At 74.6% G+C, this 15,715-nt stretch carries 13 protein-coding genes; 11 read left to right on the top strand and 2 right to left on the bottom strand.

Features of this window, described 5'->3' with window-relative positions; translation table 11 throughout:
- Nucleotide 1 precedes the first annotated feature (1 nt).
- From ACGFQC_RS33025 to ACGFQC_RS32985, 9 genes are all read left to right on the top strand, one after another.
- A complete protein-coding gene (locus ACGFQC_RS33025; RefSeq protein WP_363090431.1) occupies nt 2-1,459 on the top strand; it encodes a SulP family inorganic anion transporter in 1,458 nt (485 codons plus the stop codon).
- Nucleotides 1,460-1,588: 129 nt separating this feature from the next.
- Nucleotides 1,589-2,413: a slipin family protein gene (locus ACGFQC_RS33020; RefSeq protein ID WP_363090430.1), complete on the top strand. Its 825-nt coding sequence runs from the start codon at nt 1,589-1,591 to the stop codon at nt 2,411-2,413.
- Nucleotides 2,414-2,503: 90 nt separating this feature from the next.
- The gene (locus ACGFQC_RS33015) at nt 2,504-3,874 is read left to right on the top strand and encodes an alkaline phosphatase PhoX (protein ID WP_363090429.1); all 1,371 of its coding nucleotides are present in this window, start codon (nt 2,504-2,506) and stop codon (nt 3,872-3,874) included.
- 137 nt (nt 3,875-4,011) lie between these two features.
- Nucleotides 4,012-4,920: a polysaccharide deacetylase family protein gene (locus tag ACGFQC_RS33010; RefSeq protein WP_363090428.1), complete on the top strand. Its 909-nt coding sequence runs from the start codon at nt 4,012-4,014 to the stop codon at nt 4,918-4,920.
- A 29-nt stretch (nt 4,921-4,949) separates the two neighbouring features.
- The gene (locus ACGFQC_RS33005; protein ID WP_363090427.1) at nt 4,950-5,138 is read left to right on the top strand and encodes a hypothetical protein; all 189 of its coding nucleotides are present in this window, start codon (nt 4,950-4,952) and stop codon (nt 5,136-5,138) included.
- 73 nt (nt 5,139-5,211) lie between these two features.
- Complete coding sequence (locus ACGFQC_RS33000) at nt 5,212-5,922, top strand: aminoacyl-tRNA hydrolase (protein WP_363090487.1); 711 nt, start codon at nt 5,212-5,214, stop codon at nt 5,920-5,922.
- Between the two features lie 230 nt (nt 5,923-6,152).
- On the top strand, nt 6,153-7,493 hold the full coding sequence (locus ACGFQC_RS32995; protein WP_363090426.1) for a DUF692 domain-containing protein: 1,341 nt from the start codon (nt 6,153-6,155) through the stop codon (nt 7,491-7,493).
- Nucleotides 7,494-7,758: 265 nt separating this feature from the next.
- A complete protein-coding gene (locus tag ACGFQC_RS32990) occupies nt 7,759-8,568 on the top strand; it encodes a DUF4142 domain-containing protein (RefSeq protein WP_363090425.1) in 810 nt (269 codons plus the stop codon).
- 218 nt (nt 8,569-8,786) lie between these two features.
- Nucleotides 8,787-10,430 carry an alpha/beta hydrolase gene (locus tag ACGFQC_RS32985; RefSeq protein WP_363090424.1) on the top strand — a complete coding sequence of 548 codons (1,644 nt, stop codon included), beginning with the start codon at nt 8,787-8,789 and terminating at the stop codon, nt 10,428-10,430.
- Here ACGFQC_RS32985 and hemQ read toward each other — a convergent pair whose 3' ends face one another.
- Both hemQ and hemG read right to left on the bottom strand, forming a co-directional pair.
- Nucleotides 10,431-11,162: a hydrogen peroxide-dependent heme synthase gene (hemQ, locus tag ACGFQC_RS32980; RefSeq protein WP_363090423.1), complete on the bottom strand. Its 732-nt coding sequence runs from the start codon at nt 11,160-11,162 to the stop codon at nt 10,431-10,433.
- Nucleotides 11,163-11,167: 5 nt separating this feature from the next.
- The gene (hemG, locus tag ACGFQC_RS32975; RefSeq protein WP_363090422.1) at nt 11,168-12,622 is read right to left on the bottom strand and encodes a protoporphyrinogen oxidase; all 1,455 of its coding nucleotides are present in this window, start codon (nt 12,620-12,622) and stop codon (nt 11,168-11,170) included.
- A gap of 162 nt (nt 12,623-12,784) precedes the next feature.
- On the opposite strand from hemG, the gene ACGFQC_RS32970 reads away from it, so the two are divergent.
- Together ACGFQC_RS32970 and ACGFQC_RS32965 are read left to right on the top strand one after the other, a co-directional pair.
- Complete coding sequence (locus ACGFQC_RS32970) at nt 12,785-13,708, top strand: DUF4349 domain-containing protein (protein ID WP_363090421.1); 924 nt, start codon at nt 12,785-12,787, stop codon at nt 13,706-13,708.
- 571 nt (nt 13,709-14,279) lie between these two features.
- The gene (locus ACGFQC_RS32965; RefSeq protein WP_393289079.1) at nt 14,280-15,692 is read left to right on the top strand and encodes an FAD-dependent oxidoreductase; all 1,413 of its coding nucleotides are present in this window, start codon (nt 14,280-14,282) and stop codon (nt 15,690-15,692) included.
- The last annotated feature ends 23 nt before the right edge of the window (nt 15,693-15,715 follow it).

The raw sequence follows: 15,715 nt of genomic DNA, 5'->3' as shown, positions 1-15,715 counted from the left end.
GATGACCAGGTTCCCCCACCTCAAGGAGGACTTCACCGCCTCCCTCGTCGTCTTCCTGGTCGCGCTGCCGCTGTGCGTCGGCGTGGCCGTGGCCTCCGGTGCCCCGGCCGAGCTGGGGCTCGTGACCGGCATAGTCGGCGGCATCGTCACCGGCCTGATGCGCGGCAGCAGCCTCCAGGTGTCCGGACCGGCGGCCGGTCTGACCGTGCTGGTCTTCGAGGCCGTCCAGGAGTTCGGGCTGCCCGTGCTCGGTGTGATCGTGCTCGCCACCGGCGTGCTCCAGATCGCGATGGGCGCCCTGAGACTGGGGCGCTGGTTCCGGGCCATCTCGGTATCCGTCGTCGAGGGCATGCTGGCCGGGATCGGCCTGGTGCTGATCGCCGGCCAGCTGTACTCGCTGGTCGGCACCAAGGCCCCCGCGTCCGGCCTGGAGAAGATCGCCGGGCTGCCGGCGGCTCTCGTGGACGCCTTCGGCAGCACCGCCGCGCTCGCCTCGCTCGCCCTGGGCGCCGGCACCGTCGCCGTCCTCGTGGTGTGGAAGCGGTTGCCGGCGAAGGTTCGCACGGTGCCCGGCCAGCTCGCCGCCGTCGGTCTCGCCACACTCGCCGCACTGGTGCTGGACCTGCCGGTGGCCACCGTCGAGGTGCAGGGCCTGCTCGGCTCGATCCAGCCGCCGTCCCTGGACGTCCTCGGCGGGGTGGCCGGCGTCGGTCTGCTCGGCACGATCGTGGCGTTCACGCTGATCGCGTCCGCCGAGTCGCTGTTCAGCGCGGCGGCGGTGGACCGGCTGCACGACGGGCCGCGCACCGAGTACGACAGGGAGCTCATCGCGCAGGGCGCGGGCAACACCGTCTGCGGTGCGCTCGGTGCCCTGCCGATGACCGCGGTGATCGTGCGCAGCGCGGCCAACGTGCAGGCGGGCGCGCGCACCAAGGCGGCCCGGGTGCTGCACGGCGTCTGGCTGCTGCTGTTCGCGGCGCTCCTGCCGAACGTGCTGGCCTACATACCCCTCCCGGCGCTCGCGGGCATCCTGGTGCACGCGGGGGCCAAGCTCATCCCCGTCCGGTCGATCGTGTCGCTGTGGCGCGAGCACCGGGGCGAGGCGCTGATCCTGGTCGTCACCGCCGTGTCGATCGTCGCGGTCAGCATGTTCGAGGGCGTCCTGATCGGTCTCGCGCTGGCGGTGGTCAAGACGGCCTGGGAGGCCTCGCACATCAGGATGGAGGTCGTCGACAAGGGCGCCGGACCCGTCCAGGCGTACCTGTCGGGCAACGCGACCTTCCTGCGGCTGCCGAAGATCCTGGACAGTCTGGAGGCCCTGCCGCAGGACCGTCCGGTCGAGCTGGACCTCTCCGGTCTGCACCACCTCGACCACGCCTGCCGTACGGCGCTGGAGAACTGGGCGGCCCGGCACAGCGACGCCGGCACCGAACCGGTGCGGGTCACCATGGCCGCGTAGGACCAGGCTCACCGAGGACTCGCCCCCCTGCCCGCCGTCGGTTCCGGGACCCCGCACGTGGCCCCGGACCCGGCGGCGGGCCTATCTTTGCAGGACAGGCATGTCGGACCTCTGCCTGAGGAGGTCGTGATGGTCGAGGAGCTGCTGACGGCGGCCGCGGCGGTCGGCGCCGCGGGGTTCGCGTACGTGGTGGCGGGCGCCCGGGTGGTGAAGCAGTACGAGCGCGGGGTCGTCTTCCGGCTCGGCCGGGTCGCGGGCGAGGTCCGCAGGCCGGGCTTCACCATGGTGGTGCCCCTCGTCGACCGGCTGCGCAAGGTCAATCTCCAGATCGTGACGATGCCCGTGCCCGCCCAGGAGGGCATCACACGGGACAACGTGACCGTGCGGGTCGACGCGGTCGTCTACTTCCGGGTCGTGGACCCGGCGGCGGCGATCGTCAACGTCGAGGACTACCGCTTCGCCGTCTCGCAGATGGCGCAGACCTCGCTGCGGTCGATCATCGGCAAGAGCGAACTGGACGACCTGCTCTCCAACCGGGAGAAGCTCAACCAGGGCCTGGAGCTGATGATCGACAGCCCGGCGGTGGGCTGGGGTGTGCAGATCGACCGGGTCGAGATCAAGGACGTGTCGCTGCCCGACACCATGAAGCGCTCGATGGCCCGTCAGGCGGAGGCCGACCGTGAGCGGCGGGCCCGGATCATCAACGCGGACGCGGAGCTGCAGGCGTCGAAGAAGCTCGCCGAGGCGGCCCAGCAGATGGAGGGCACGCCTTCGGCGCTCCAACTCCGCCTCCTGCAGACGGTGGTGGCGGTGGCCGCCGAGAAGAACTCCACGCTCGTGCTGCCGTTCCCGGTGGAACTGCTGCGCTTCCTGGAGCGCGCCCAGCAACAGCCCCAGCCACCGCCGCGAGCCGAGCCCCCGCCCTCGCCGTCTCCTCCACCGGTGGAGCGGTGACACGAGCTACGCGCGTGGTTCCCGGGGCGCGCGCCGGGTGATAGACACGGCGGGGTCACCGTCCCTGTCCGCCAGCAGGAAGGTCACCCCATGTCCGCGACCCGTCGTCAGATCCTCGCCCGCTCCGGTGCCCTGGGAGCGGGCATCGCCTTCTCCGGGGCACTGTCCGAACTCTTCCCCGGCACGGCCGCCGCCGCCCAGAACCTCGGCCACAGCGGCTACGGCCCCCTCGTGCCCGACCCGCACGGCCTGCTCGACCTGCCGGAAGGTTTCCGCTACCGGGTCCTGTCCCGCGAGGGCGAGCCGCTGCGCTCGGGAGAGGGCCCGGTCCCCTCGAACCACGACGGCATGACGGCCCTCCCCGGCCGCCACGGCCGCGTGCACCTGGTCCGCAACCACGAGAACCGCCCCACCGCCCGGTACGCGGTCCCCACCGTGGACGGCCTGACCTACGACCCCGTCGGCAAGGGCGGCTGCACGGCCCTGACGCTGGACGCGGGCGACCGGGTGCTCGCCGAGCGGGTCGCGATCGCCGGTACGGCCGTCAACTGCGCGGGCGGGCCCACCCCGTGGCACACCTGGCTGACCTGCGAGGAGACCGAGGACAAGGCCGGCACCAACGGCTACACCAAGGACCACGGCTTCGTCTTCGAGGTCGATCCGTCCGACCCGCGCCGCACCGGGGCGGTCCCGCTGACCGCGATGGGCCGTTTCCAGCACGAGGCGGTCGCGGTCGACCCGCACCTGGGGATCGTCTACGAGACGGAGGACGCCTTCCTCGAGCCCTTCGGCCTGTTCTACCGCTTCCTGCCCGAGAAGCCGCTGGGCGGCGTGGGCTCGCTGCGCGCCGGCGGCCGGCTCCAGGCGATGCGCGTACCGGGCGTACCGGACCTGTCGTCGGTCCAGGAGACGGGCGCGGCTTTCGACGGCGTCGAATGGGTCGACGTACCCGACCCGCTGGCCGCCGGGACCCCGGTCAGGCTCCAGGACTTCGGCCCGAGGGGCATCACGCACGCGCAGAAGCTGGAGGGCTGCTACTGGGGCGGGCGGTGCGTGTACTTCGTGTCGTCGTTCGCCCGCGGCACGGACGGCTCGGCGGCCGACCACTTCGGCCAGATCTGGCGCTACGACCCGGCCCGCCGCCGGCTGACCCTGGTGATCGTCTTCGGCCCGGACACGGACGTACGGCTGCCGGGCGAGTCCCCCGACAACATCTGCCTCGCCCCCAGCGGCGGCCTGATGGTCTGCGAGGACGGCGACGGTGCCCAGCACGTCTACGGCGTGACGCGGGGCGGCGAGGTCTACGCGATGGCACGCGGACGCCAGAACACTGGCACTCCGGAGGAGCCCGAGTGGGGCGAGTTCGCCGGCGTCACCTTCTCGCCCGACGGCCGGACGATGTACGTCAACTGCTACACGCCGGGGACGACGTTCGCGGTGACGGGCCCCTGGCGCCGGTAGGCCGGTGACCGGACCCGGATCACCGGACCCAGTGACCGGGTCCGGTGACCGGGTCCGGTGATCCGGGCGGGTGACGCGGCACGAGGCGCGCGCACGTCTCCACACGATCGGGCCTTCACCGCTCATAGCTTCATACGATGATCCCTCCCGTACGTCGTCTCGCCGCCGTCGGTGTCCTCAGTGTCCTCGGTCTCCTCGGTACCGTGCTCGCCGCCTGCGGCACCGTCGAGGCACCCCGCGACCCCCATGCCCCCCGCGATCCCCGCCCGGCCCCCGGCCGGCCCTCCGCCGCCCGGCCCTCCGCCGACCGTCCGACGCCCGCCGCGTCCCGGCCGCCCACCCTCGCGCCGGGCCCGGCCGGCCGGGTTCCCGTCTTCGCGCACGCGCCCCGCAGCCGCGACAAGGCCGTCGCCCTCACCTTCGACGCCGACATGACCGCGGACCAGGGGGCGCGGGCGGCGGCCGGTGAGCGCTTCGACAACCCCGAACTGATCACGGCCCTGAGGGCGTTGAAGGTGCCGGCGACCGTGTTCATGACCGGCCGGTGGGCCGAGGAGTATCCGGCCCAGGCCCGCGCCATCGGCCGGGACCCGCTCTTCGAGGTCGCCAACCACTCCTACAGCCACTACGCCTTCACCGACGACTGCTACGGCCTGCCGACCGTGGAGCGCCAGGCGATGCGGGCGGACGTGGAGCGGGCGTACGCGGCCTTCCGCGCGGCCGGGGTTCCGGACGCGATGCCGTACTTCCGCTTCCCGGGCGGCTGTTACGACGGGCAGGCGCTGCGCGCGGTGAGCGGCACCGGGGTGACGGCGGTGCAGTGGGACGTGGTGAGCGGCGACGCCTTCGCCACCGACGCGGACGCGGTGGCCCGGCAGGTCCTGGAGGGCGTGCGGCCTGGGTCGGTGGTGGTCATGCACTGCACGCGCAGCGCCGCCCCGGTCACCGAGCGGGCGGTGCGCGCGATCGTGCCCGAGCTGCGCCGCCGGGGCTACCGGTTCGTGAAGGTGTCCGAGCTGATCGGCGCCGCGGGCGGCCGCCGCTGAGACCCGCGCCGCTCTCGTACGCTGGGGTCATGAGCGACGACGGCGACGACACCCCCTGTCTGATCGACGCGGCCGGGCCGCCCGGGGCCGAGCCGCCGCCGTACGCGGAGTGCGTGCTGTGCCGGAAGCCGACAAAGTACCCGCAGTCGTACCGGGGGATCACGTTGTGCCCCGTGTGCGAGTGGCAGGAGGCCCAGCGGACGGCCTGCTCGGGCTGAGCTCCTGCCGTGCGACGGTCGGGGCCGGCCGGGGGCCGGGGGCGCCCTCGGCCGTGCCGGCCCGTCCAGTACCCTGCGCCGGGTGAGTGAGAGCCCCTTCCAGACCGAGCCGAATCCGCGCGATCAGGCACCGCAGTTCGTCCTTCCGCTCGTCGTGCGGTTGGAGAAGACCGACCCTCCCGGCCGCACCGACGCGCTCGAGACGGCCGCCCGGGCCGTCCTCGTGCTCCTGAGCGACGAGCGGGCCCGCGGGGAGGGCGAGTGGGCGCAGGCCGTACGGGACTGGCAGGACGCCCGGATCCGCAAGGTCGTACGGCGGGCCCGCGGGGCCGAGTGGCGGCGGGCCGGGGAGCTGCCCGGGATCACGGTGACCGGGGAGAGGGCCGAGGTGCGGGTGTTCGTGCCGGTGCCGTTGGACGGGTGGCCGAAGGAACTGGCGAAGCTCCAGGTGTCGGGAACCGATCTCGACGACCCGCGGGAGCCGTCGCCGGCCGGTCCGGGGGTGCCGGTGCTGTGGATGAGCCCGGAGGTGGAGATGTCGGCGGGCAAGGCCATGGCGCAGGCCGGGCACGGCGCGCAGCTCGCCTGGTGGGAACTGTCCGACGAGGAGCGGTCGGCGTGGCGCGAGGCGGGCTTCCCACTGGCCGTGCGCACCGCGGAGCCCGGGCGCTGGCGTGAGCTGACCGCGAGCGGACTGCCGCTGGTGCGGGACGCGGGGTTCACCGAGATCGCGCCGGGCAGCTGCACGGTGGTCGCGGAACATCCGGCGCTGCGCTCGCGGTGACGGCGTCGGCGCCGCCGTCACCGATCTCGACCCGACCGGGCCCCGTCGCGCCTTCCCTTTGAACCGGGCGGGCCCGCCGCCCGTACTTCCCGGGGACGGGCGGGCCGGGCGGCGGTGCGCGGCCGAACCTCAAATGTTGCTCTGAAGGAGCGTCGCCGGCGGTTCGGGCCCGGCCGGTGGGGTCATATCCCGGTCACCACGCCGGGGGGTCGGCGATGAAGGAGGGGACCATGACGCGGCTCGGTACGGGAATCGGCTGGCGGCCGGAGATCGCGGACGCCGTGGAGCGCATGCCGGGCATCGACTGGGTCGAGGCCGTGGCCGAGAACGTCTGCCCCGGTCACCTCCCCGAGTCCCTGCTGCGGCTGCGCGAACGCGGGGTCACCGTCGTCCCGCACGGCGTCTCGCTCGGCCTCGGCGACGCCGACCGGCCCGACGAGGGGCGGCTGGCCGCGCTCGCCGCGCGGGCCGAGGCGCTGGGCTCGCCGCTGGTCACCGAGCACATCGCGTTCGTCCGGGCGGGCGGCCCGCTGACCGCCACGCCCCGGCTGGAGGCCGGGCACCTGCTGCCCGTGCCGCGCACCCGGGACGCGCTGGACGTGCTGTGCGAGAACGTGCGCATCGCGCAGGAGTCGCTGCCCGTGCCGCTCGCCGTGGAGAACATCGCGGCGCTGATCGCCTGGCCCGGCGAGGAGATGACGGAGGGGCAGTTCCTGTACGAGCTGGCCGACCGCACGGGGGTCCGGCTGCTCATCGACGTGGCCAACCTGCACACCAACCACGTGAACCGCGGCGAGGATCCCGCCAAGGCGCTCGCCGAGCTTCCGCTGGAGGCCATCGCGTACGTCCATGTCGCGGGCGGCTTCGAACGCGACGGCGTCTGGCACGACAGCCACGCGCATCCGGTGCCGCGCCCCGTCCTCGACATCCTGACCGAGCTCACCTCGCGGACCGCCCCGCCGGGGGTGCTGCTGGAGCGCGACGAGAACTTCCCCGCACCGCAGGAACTGGAGCGTGAGGTGGACGCGATCCGGGAGGCGGTGGAGCTGGGGGCGCGCCGGCGAGGGGCGACCGCGCGGGACGTACCGGCCGCGGGGGCCGGGGAGACGGCACGCGGGGCGGCGGGAGCCGGGGCGAGCGGGCCGCCGGCCGTCGGCGACGCCACGCGGCAGCGGCTCGGGCTCGCCCAGGCGTCCCTGCTGTCCGCGCTGGTGGCCGGGACGCCCGTCCCGGAGGGCTTCGACCGGGTGCGGCTCGGCGTGCAGGCCCGCGCGCTGGCCGCGAAGCGGGCCGACGTGGTGGCGAAGCTGGCGCCGGAGCTGCCGCTGATCCTCGGCGCCGGCTACCGGTCCGCGTTCATCGCCCATGCCCAGCGCCACCCGATGCGCGGCGGCTACCGGCAGGACGCCCTGGACTTCGCCGAGCGGCTGCTGCTGGGCGGGCGGCCGGCCGAGGGACGGGCCCGGCGCGAGCTGCGGCGCTGGTGGCTGGACCGCTCGGGCCCGGCGCCGAGGCCGCTGTCCCGGCTGGGACGGGTGGGACGGGTGGGACGCTCGCTGATCGGGCGGTGACCGGGGCCGTGCCCCGGGCGCCGAAGCCGTCGGGACACCCCCGCGCTCGAGTGTGCCGGGGGTAACACCGGGGTCGGCCACCCCTCCCCGGTGAGCGGTTCCCGGCGTTTTCCGACCTTTTGCCACGTTCCCCCGAAGGGCGTTTCACGCCGAATGCCCGAGGAACAACCTTTGTCCCTCGGGCGGCGGTTGCCTCCGCGGGCGCAGTAGTATGCCCACCCCGCACCCGAAGCACGAGCGTGCGGTGCCGTGAGCAGGAGGCACCATGCGACCCCGACCCCCGATCAGGGGCAGAGGCATCTTCAGTGGCACCGGGCTCATCGTCCTCGGCCTGGCCGCGACGCTCGTCGCGCTCGTCTTCCCGGTCTGGTCCTACGAGGACCGGTCGGGCACCGGCGTCGACGTACTGAACGCGGAGACCGTGGCGACGCAGTACGGGCCGCTGTCCGGGCTCGACCGCGACTTCGTCACCAAGGTGCGGCTGGCCGGGCTGTGGGAGCTTCCGGCGGGCGGGCAGGCGCAGGCCAAGGGCACCACCGAGGCCGTGCGGACGGCGGGACGGCACCTCGTCGAGGGGCACGCCTTCCTGGACGAGCGGGTGCGCACGGTCGCCGCGCAGCTCGGGCTCGCCCTGCCGAACGAGCCCACCGACCAGCAGCAGGACTGGCTGGAGAGGCTGGACGCCGCACAGGGCGAGGACTTCGACCGGGAGTTCGCCAACATTCTGCGCCTCGCGCACGGCCGGGTGTTCTCCGTCGTCGCGCAGGTGCGGGCGGGCACCCAGAACGCGTTGGTGCGCGACCTCGCCGACGACGCCAACACCACGGTCCTGGACCACATCAAGGTCCTGGAGGCCACCGGCCGCGTCGACTTCGCCCGCCTCGCCCGGGATCTGGCGGCGGGCAGCACCCCGCCGGTCACCCGCTCCCCCGCTCCGCCCGGTCCGGTCGCCGACCCGGGAACGGTCGTACCGCTCGCGCCGTCCTCGGCGTCCTCGGCGTCCTCGGCGTCCTCGCTGTCGGGCCACCCGCTCCCGCCGGCCGCGACAGGTCCGCCGCCGTCCGCCGGTTCCTGACCGGGCCGGACGGAGGCGGGCGGACCGCCCCCGTCGGTCCGCGACAGCGGCCGGCCGGTGCAGCGCGGCGCGTGCCGGGCCTCGTCCGCCCCGGCGCGTCCGGTACGCCGGGGGCGCACGAGGGGCATCGGTGGCGACACCCCCGCGCGGTGCTTGCCTTCGGCAACGGGCGGACGAAGCATCCCTTTTGTCGCTGCCGCGCCTCGAAGGGACACGCCATGAGAGCTGCCGTCCTCCACTCGGCCACGGGGGCCCTGCTCCTGACCCTCCTTTCCGCCGTCCCCGCGGGCGGGACCCCGAACGCCGTCCCCGGTGCCGCGGGGGTCGCGGGGGGCACGGGGGCCACGGGGGTCACGGGGGTCGTGCTCGCCGCCGAGCGGGCGGCGGCGAAGGGGATCGACTTCGGTGCCTGCTCCGACGTGCCGGACCTGCCGGCCGGCGTGGAGTGCGGCACCGTGAGCGTGCCGCTCGACTACGCGCGACCGAACGGCGAGCAGCTCGCGCTGGCCGTCAGCCGGGTCCGGGCCACCCACCGCGACCCGCACAACAGCAAGCGCCGCGTGCCCCGGCAGGGTTCGCTGGTCTTCAACCCGGGCGGGCCGGGCGCCTCGGGGCTGTACTTCCCGCTGGTCGGCATGGTTCCCGCGTGGAAGCGCCTCGGCGCCGCCTACGACCTGGTGGGGTACGACCCGCGGGGGGTCGGCCGCTCGGCCCCGCTGTCCTGCGAGGACCCGAAGACCTTCTTCAAAGGGCCCGCCCCGGCACCGACGCACCCCTCAAAGGCGTACAAGCGGGAGCGGATCGCGCGGGCGAAGGCGTACGCGCGTGGCTGCGCGCAGCGGACGGGCGACGCGCTGCGGCACTACCACTCGCTGAACAACGCCCGTGACCTGGACGTCCTGCGGGCCGCGCTGGGCGAGGACCGGCTGACGTTCCTGGGGGCGTCGTACGGCACCTACTTCGGGGCGCTGTACGCGACGCTGTTCCCCTCGCACGTGCGGCGGATGGTGTTCGACGCGGCGGTGAACCCGGACCCGGCGCAGATCTGGTACCGCAACAACCTCGGTCAGTCGGCGGCGTTCGAGAGCCGCTGGGAGGACTTCCGCGAGTGGGTCGCGAGGCACGACCGGGTGTACGGGCTGGGCGGCACCGCCCAGGCGGTGCTGCGCAGTTACGAGCGGGCGCGGGCGAGACTGGCCGCCGAGCCGGCCGGCGGCCGGGTGGGGCCCGCGCAGTTGCAGGGCGCGTTCCTCCAGGCCGGGTACTACGACGACTACTGGCCGTCCCGTGCCGAGGCGCTGTCGTCGTATCTCGAGGGCGATCCGAAGCGGCTGATCGCGCTGGCCGCGCCGGCCCCGGAGGCAGCGGCGGAGGCGGAGAACGCGAACGCCGTCTACACGGCCGTGGAGTGCAACGACGGGCCGTGGCCCACGGACTTCCGGGTGTGGGACCGGGACAACACGCGGCTCGCGCGGGTGGCACCGTTCGAGACCTGGGACAACGTGTGGGCGAACCTGCCGTGCGCGTACTGGCCGGCGCCCCGGCAGCAGCCGCCGGACGTGCGGACCGGGCCCGGTGAGCTGCCGGCGACGCTGATCCTGGCGGCCGAACGGGACGCCGCGGCACCTTACGAGGGGGCCCTGGAGCTGCACCGTCGGCTGTCGGGCTCGGTGCTGGTGACGGAGCGGGACGCCGGCACCCACGGCATCGCGGGCGGGCCGAACCCCTGCGTCAACGGCCATCTGGAGGCCTACCTGCTGGAAGGGCGGCTGCCGTCCCGGCGCGCGGCCTGCGCCCCGCACGCGCAGCCCCGGCCGGACGGCCCCGCCGGGAAGGCGGCGGCCGCCCGGCCGGCGCGCTGATCAGGCGAGGCCCGCCACCAGTTCGGCGACGTCCTTGCGGCGGCCCGTGTAGAACGGGACCTCCTCGCGGACGTGCATCCGGGCCTCGGAGGCGCGCAGGTGACGCATGAGGTCGACGATGCGGTACAGCTCGTCGGCCTCGAAGGCGAGGATCCACTCGTAGTCACCGAGGGAGAACGAGGCGACCGTGTTGGCGCGGACGTCCGGGTAGCCGCGGGCCATCTTGCCGTGGTCGGCGAGCATGCGGCGGCGGTCCTCGTCGGGCAGCAGGTACCAGTCGTAGCTGCGCACGAACGGGTAGACGCTGATGTAGTCACGCGGCGTCTCGTCGGCGAGGAACGCCGGGATGTGCGAGCGGTTGAACTCGGCGGGGCGGTGCAGCGCCATGTTCGACCAGACCGGCTCCAGGGCGCGGCCCAGCCTGGTGCGGCGGAAGAGGTTGTACGCCTCCTGGAGCTGGTCGCTGGTCTCGGCGTGCCACCAGATCATCAGGTCCGCGTCGGCGCGCAGGCCGGACACGTCGTAGGTGCCGCGGACCGTCACGTCCTTGGCGGCGAGCTGGTCGAACAGCTCCTGGACCTCGTCGGCGTAACCGGCGCGGTCCTCGGGAAGGGTGTCCTTCAGCCTGAAGACGGACCACAGCGTGTAGCGGATGACCTCGTTGAGGTCCTTGGCCAGCTTGCCCTTGTTCGGGATCCTGCCGGGCTCGGTGGTGGGGGCGTCGTCACTCATGGTTCTCATTCTCCCGCTCCGCCGTGCAGACTTTGCACGGGGTTGGCCGTCAGCTCGCGCGCGCCGCTCTCGTCGCCGCCGATCCCGTCGACCGCCGCGTACGCGCTCGCGATGCAGGCGGGGATGCCGACGCCGTCGTAGGGCGCGCCGCACACCGCGAGGCCCGGCAGCTTCGCGAGGTGCTCGCGGACGCGGGCCACGCGCGCGTGGTGGCCCACGGGGTACTGGGGCAGGCCGTCCGTCCAGCGGGTGACGCGGGTTTCGAGGGGCGTGGCGTCCAGGCCGACGGCGGCCTTCAGGTCGTGCCGCGAGACGTCGACGAGTTCGGCGTCGGAGCGCTCCAGGATCTCCGTCTCGCCGTACCGCCCGACGGAGGTGCGCAGCACGGTCACGTCCGGGTCCTGGTCGGCGATCCAGCCCCACTTCCGCGAGGCGAACGTGGACGCCTTGACGGTGCGGCCGTCGACGGGCGGGACGAGGAAACCGCTGCCGTCGGGCAGGGTGGCCTCGGAGCGGCGGAAGGCGAGGGTGATCAGGGCCATCGAGGCGTACTCGACGGTGCGCAGCTCGGCGGCGGCCTCCGGCGCCTCGGCGGCGAGCAGTGCGGCGGCGGCGGGCGCGGGGACGGCGACGACGACGCCGTCGGCGTGCAGGACGCGGTCGCCTGCGGTGACGCGCCAGCCGCCGGCCGGGTCGCGGCGCAGGGCGTCCACCGGCGTGCGCGTGAGGATCTCGCCGCCGCGCGCCCCGACGGACGCGGCCACCGCGAGCGGCAGCGAGCCGACGCCGCCCTCGATGCCCAGGAACACCGGTCCGGTCTGCTGGTGGGCGGCGGCCTTCGCCTGGATGTCGCGGACGGCCTCCGTCAGCGAGCGGTGGGCGCGCGCGGCCTGGAACAGCTGCGGGACGGCCGAGCGCATCGAGATGCGGTAGGCGTCACCGGCGTAGACCCCGCCGAGGAGCGGCTCCACCAGGCGGTCGACGACCTCGCGGCCCAGGCGGGCCGCCACGTACTCCCCGACGGCCACGTCCTCGCCGACCTCGGTGCGGGGCAGGTCGGCGTCCCGGGCGATCCGGGCGAGGCCCTCGTCGGAGAGGAGGCCGGCCAGCGCGGCGGCGGTGCCGGGGACGCCCATGACGTGGCCCTTGGGCATGGGGCGCAGGGCGCCGCGGGTCCAGACGGAGGCGGTGGCGGTGGCCGGCGGCTGGAGGCGCTCGCCCAGGCCCGTCTCGCGTGCGAGGGCGACCGCCTCGGGGCGGCGGGCGAGCATCGACTCCGCGCCCAGGTCGACCCGGACGCCCGCGATCTCGCCCGGCAGGAGCTTGCCGCCGACCCGTTCGGACGCCTCCAGCACGGTGACGCGCGTGCCGCGCTCCAGCAGCCGGTGGGCGGCCGCCAGGCCCGCGATCCCGGCTCCCACCACGACGACGTGCCCCGTGCTCGTACCCGTTGCGCTCATGCCCCCCACTCTCTCAGACCTCACCGGCACTCCGACCAGGGCCATGTGGCCCCACCGAGTCCCGACCGTGACCGCTTCGGAACCGCCGCGGCCGAACGCCCTGCCCCGCCCCGGCGTCGAAGGACCGTCAGCCGTCGCCGAACCCTCGGGGGGTACGCCCACATGCGCACACGACGTTCCGTACGACCGGTCCACGCCCTGGCGGGCGTCCTGCTCGCCGCCGCCGTCGCCCTCACCGGATGCGGCGCGGACGACATAGAGGCGAGCAGCAGCTCGGACAAGGCGGCCGGCCCGGAGGCCGGCGTGGCGCGGCCGGCCGAGGACGCCAAGTCCGGTGCGGGGGCGAGCGGGTCGCGGGCGACCGCGGCGCCGAAGCCGTCCGTCAACCGCATCATCCGCACCGCCACCCTGACCGTGCGGGTCAAGGACGTGCCCAAGGCCCTCGACCGGGCCCGCGCCACCACCGAGAACGCGGGCGGCTACATCGGCGACGAGACGACCGTCCGCGACGAGGACAGCAGCGAGCAGACCCGCGTCGTCCTGCGCGTTCCGGTGGAGGAGTACGACGACGTCCTGGCCGGGCTGCAGGGCGCGGGCAAGCTCCTGGAGCGCACGGCGAAGGCCCAGGACGTCACCGACCAGGTCGTCGACGTGGAGAGCCGGATCACCTCGCAGCGCGCCAGCGTGACCCGCGTCCGCGCGCTGATGGACCGGGCGACGAAGCTGAGCGACGTGGTCACCCTGGAGGGCGAGCTGAGCCGCCGCGAGGCCGATCTGGAGGCCCTGCTCGCCCAGCAGGCGTCCCTGAAGGACCGCACCAGCATGGCCACGATCACGCTGACCCTGTCCGAGAAGCCGGTGCCGGTCGAGGCCGGGGACGACGACCCCGGCTTCGTGGACGCGCTGGCCGGTGGCTGGGACGCGTTCGTGACGATGCTGCGCTGGATCGCGATCGCGTTCGGCGCGGTGCTGCCGTTCGCCACGGTGCTCGCGGTGGCGCTGCTCGTGTGGCTGCGGCTGCTCCGCCCCCGGCGCCGGCCGGCCCACCCGGACGAGACCGGGCAGCGGACGGCCGACCGGGACTGAGCGGGCGTGCGGCGCCGGGCCGCGTCAGGGCCGGGCACCGCCCCGGGCGACGGCGCCCCGCGGCCGCGGCGCGTCCCGGAAGCCGCCGGGCCGACGGGCAGGCCGTCGAGCAGGCGCGTGCCGCGCGCCGGCGGTCCGCGAGCCGCTCGGCGGAAGGCCGCGGCCGAGCTGTCGTGGATGTCCAGGGCGCCGTCGGACCCGGACCCCGGCTGCGGCTGCTGTTGCGGCTGCTGTTGCCTTTGCCTTTGCTGCTGTCGTTGTTCGCCTTCCGGCCGGCGGTCTTCCCCTGTCCGAGGGCGCCGCGGGAGGCCGGGCCGGTCGGCTCCGAGCGGTCCGGGACCCGGGTGTGCCACTGAACGCTGCCCCGCGGTCCTGGCGAAGCCGTCCGCCCCGCCGCTGTCCCCGGCGCACCCGTCGGAGTCCGCCCTGGCGCCGTCGGGTGCGGCGGACGGCCGTCACGGGGTTCGAGCGGGATCCGGCCGCCCGCCAAGTCCGCGGCCCGGTGGGCCCGGTGGGGGGCGAGGGCGGGCGGGATCCCGTGCCGTCCGCCCCGTAGCGTGTCCGCATGAGCATGAGCGAGAGCGCGCGCACCGGGGCGGCCGGGCGGGAGCGGCTGGTCGTGATCGGCGGCGACGCCGCGGGCATGTCGGCGGCCTCCCAGGCCCGCCGGCTGAAGGGGCCCGGGGAACTGGACGTCGTGGCCTTCGAGCGCGGCCACTTCACGTCCTACTCGGCCTGCGGCATCCCGTACTGGGTGGGGGGCGACGTGGACGAGCGGGACGACCTGATCGCCCGCACGCCGCAGGAGCACCGCGCGCGCGGGATCGACCTGCGCCTGCGCACCGAGGTCACGGAGATCGACCTCGCCGGGCAGCGGGTACGCGCGCGTGACGTCGATTCCGGGGCGGAGTCCTGGACGTCGTACGACGACCTCGTGATCGCCACCGGGGCCCGGCCGATCCGGCCGGACCTGCCGGGGGCCGACGCCGAGGGCGTGCACGGGGTGCAGACGCTCGACGACGGGCAGGACCTGCTCGACTCGCTCGCGCGCACCCGCGCGCACGGGCGGCACGCCGTGGTGGTCGGGGCGGGCTACATCGGCGTGGAGATGGCCGAGGCGCTCATCAAGCGGGGCTATCTGGTGACGGTCGTCAACCGGGGCAGCGAGCCGATGTCCACGCTCGACCCGGACATGGGCCGGCTGGTGCACGAGGCCATGGAGGGGCTCGGCATCACCATGGTGAACGACGCCGAGGTCACCGAGCTGCTCGCCGACGACGACGGCCGGGTGCGGGCGGTCGTCACGGCGGACGCCGAGTACCCGGCGGACGTGGTGGTCCTCGGCATCGGTGTCCGCCCGGAGACCGCCCTCGCCGAGGCCGCGGGCCTGCCCCTCGGCGCCCACGGCGGTCTCCTCACCGACCTGGCGATGCGGGTGCGCGGTCACGAGAACGTCTGGGCCGGCGGCGACTGCGTCGAGGTCCTCGACCTGGTCTCCGGCCAGGAACGCCACATCCCCCTCGGCACCCACGCCAACAAGCACGGGCAGATCATCGGCACCAACGTCGGCGGCGGCTACGCCACCTTCCCCGGCGTCGTCGGCACCGCCGTCAGCAAGGTCTGCGACCTGGAGATCGCCCGCACGGGCCTGCGCGAGAAGGACGCGCGCAGGGCGGGCCTGCGGTACGAGACGGTCACCGTCGAGTCGACCAGCCGGGCCGGCTACTACCCCGGCGCCTCCCCCATGACCGTCAAGATGCTCGCCGAACGCCGCACGGGCCGCCTCCTCGGCGTGCAGATCGTCGGCAGGGAGGGCGCGGCCAAACGCGTCGACATCGCGGCGGTGGCCCTGACGGCGGGCATGACGGCCGAGCGGATGACCACCCTGGACCTGGGCTACGCCCCGCCGTTCAGCCCGGTGTGGGATCCGGTGCTGGTGGCGGCGCGGAAGGCGGCCGTGAAGGTGCGCGACGCACGGGGATAGCAGCGGCAGCGGCCCCCGCACAC

The organism is Streptomyces sp. NPDC048734, assembly GCF_043198675.1.
Taxonomy (GTDB): Bacteria; Actinomycetota; Actinomycetes; order Streptomycetales; family Streptomycetaceae; genus Streptomyces.
Note: the sequence above shows the minus strand (reverse complement) of the source record. Positions and strands in the feature narration are given on the sequence as shown.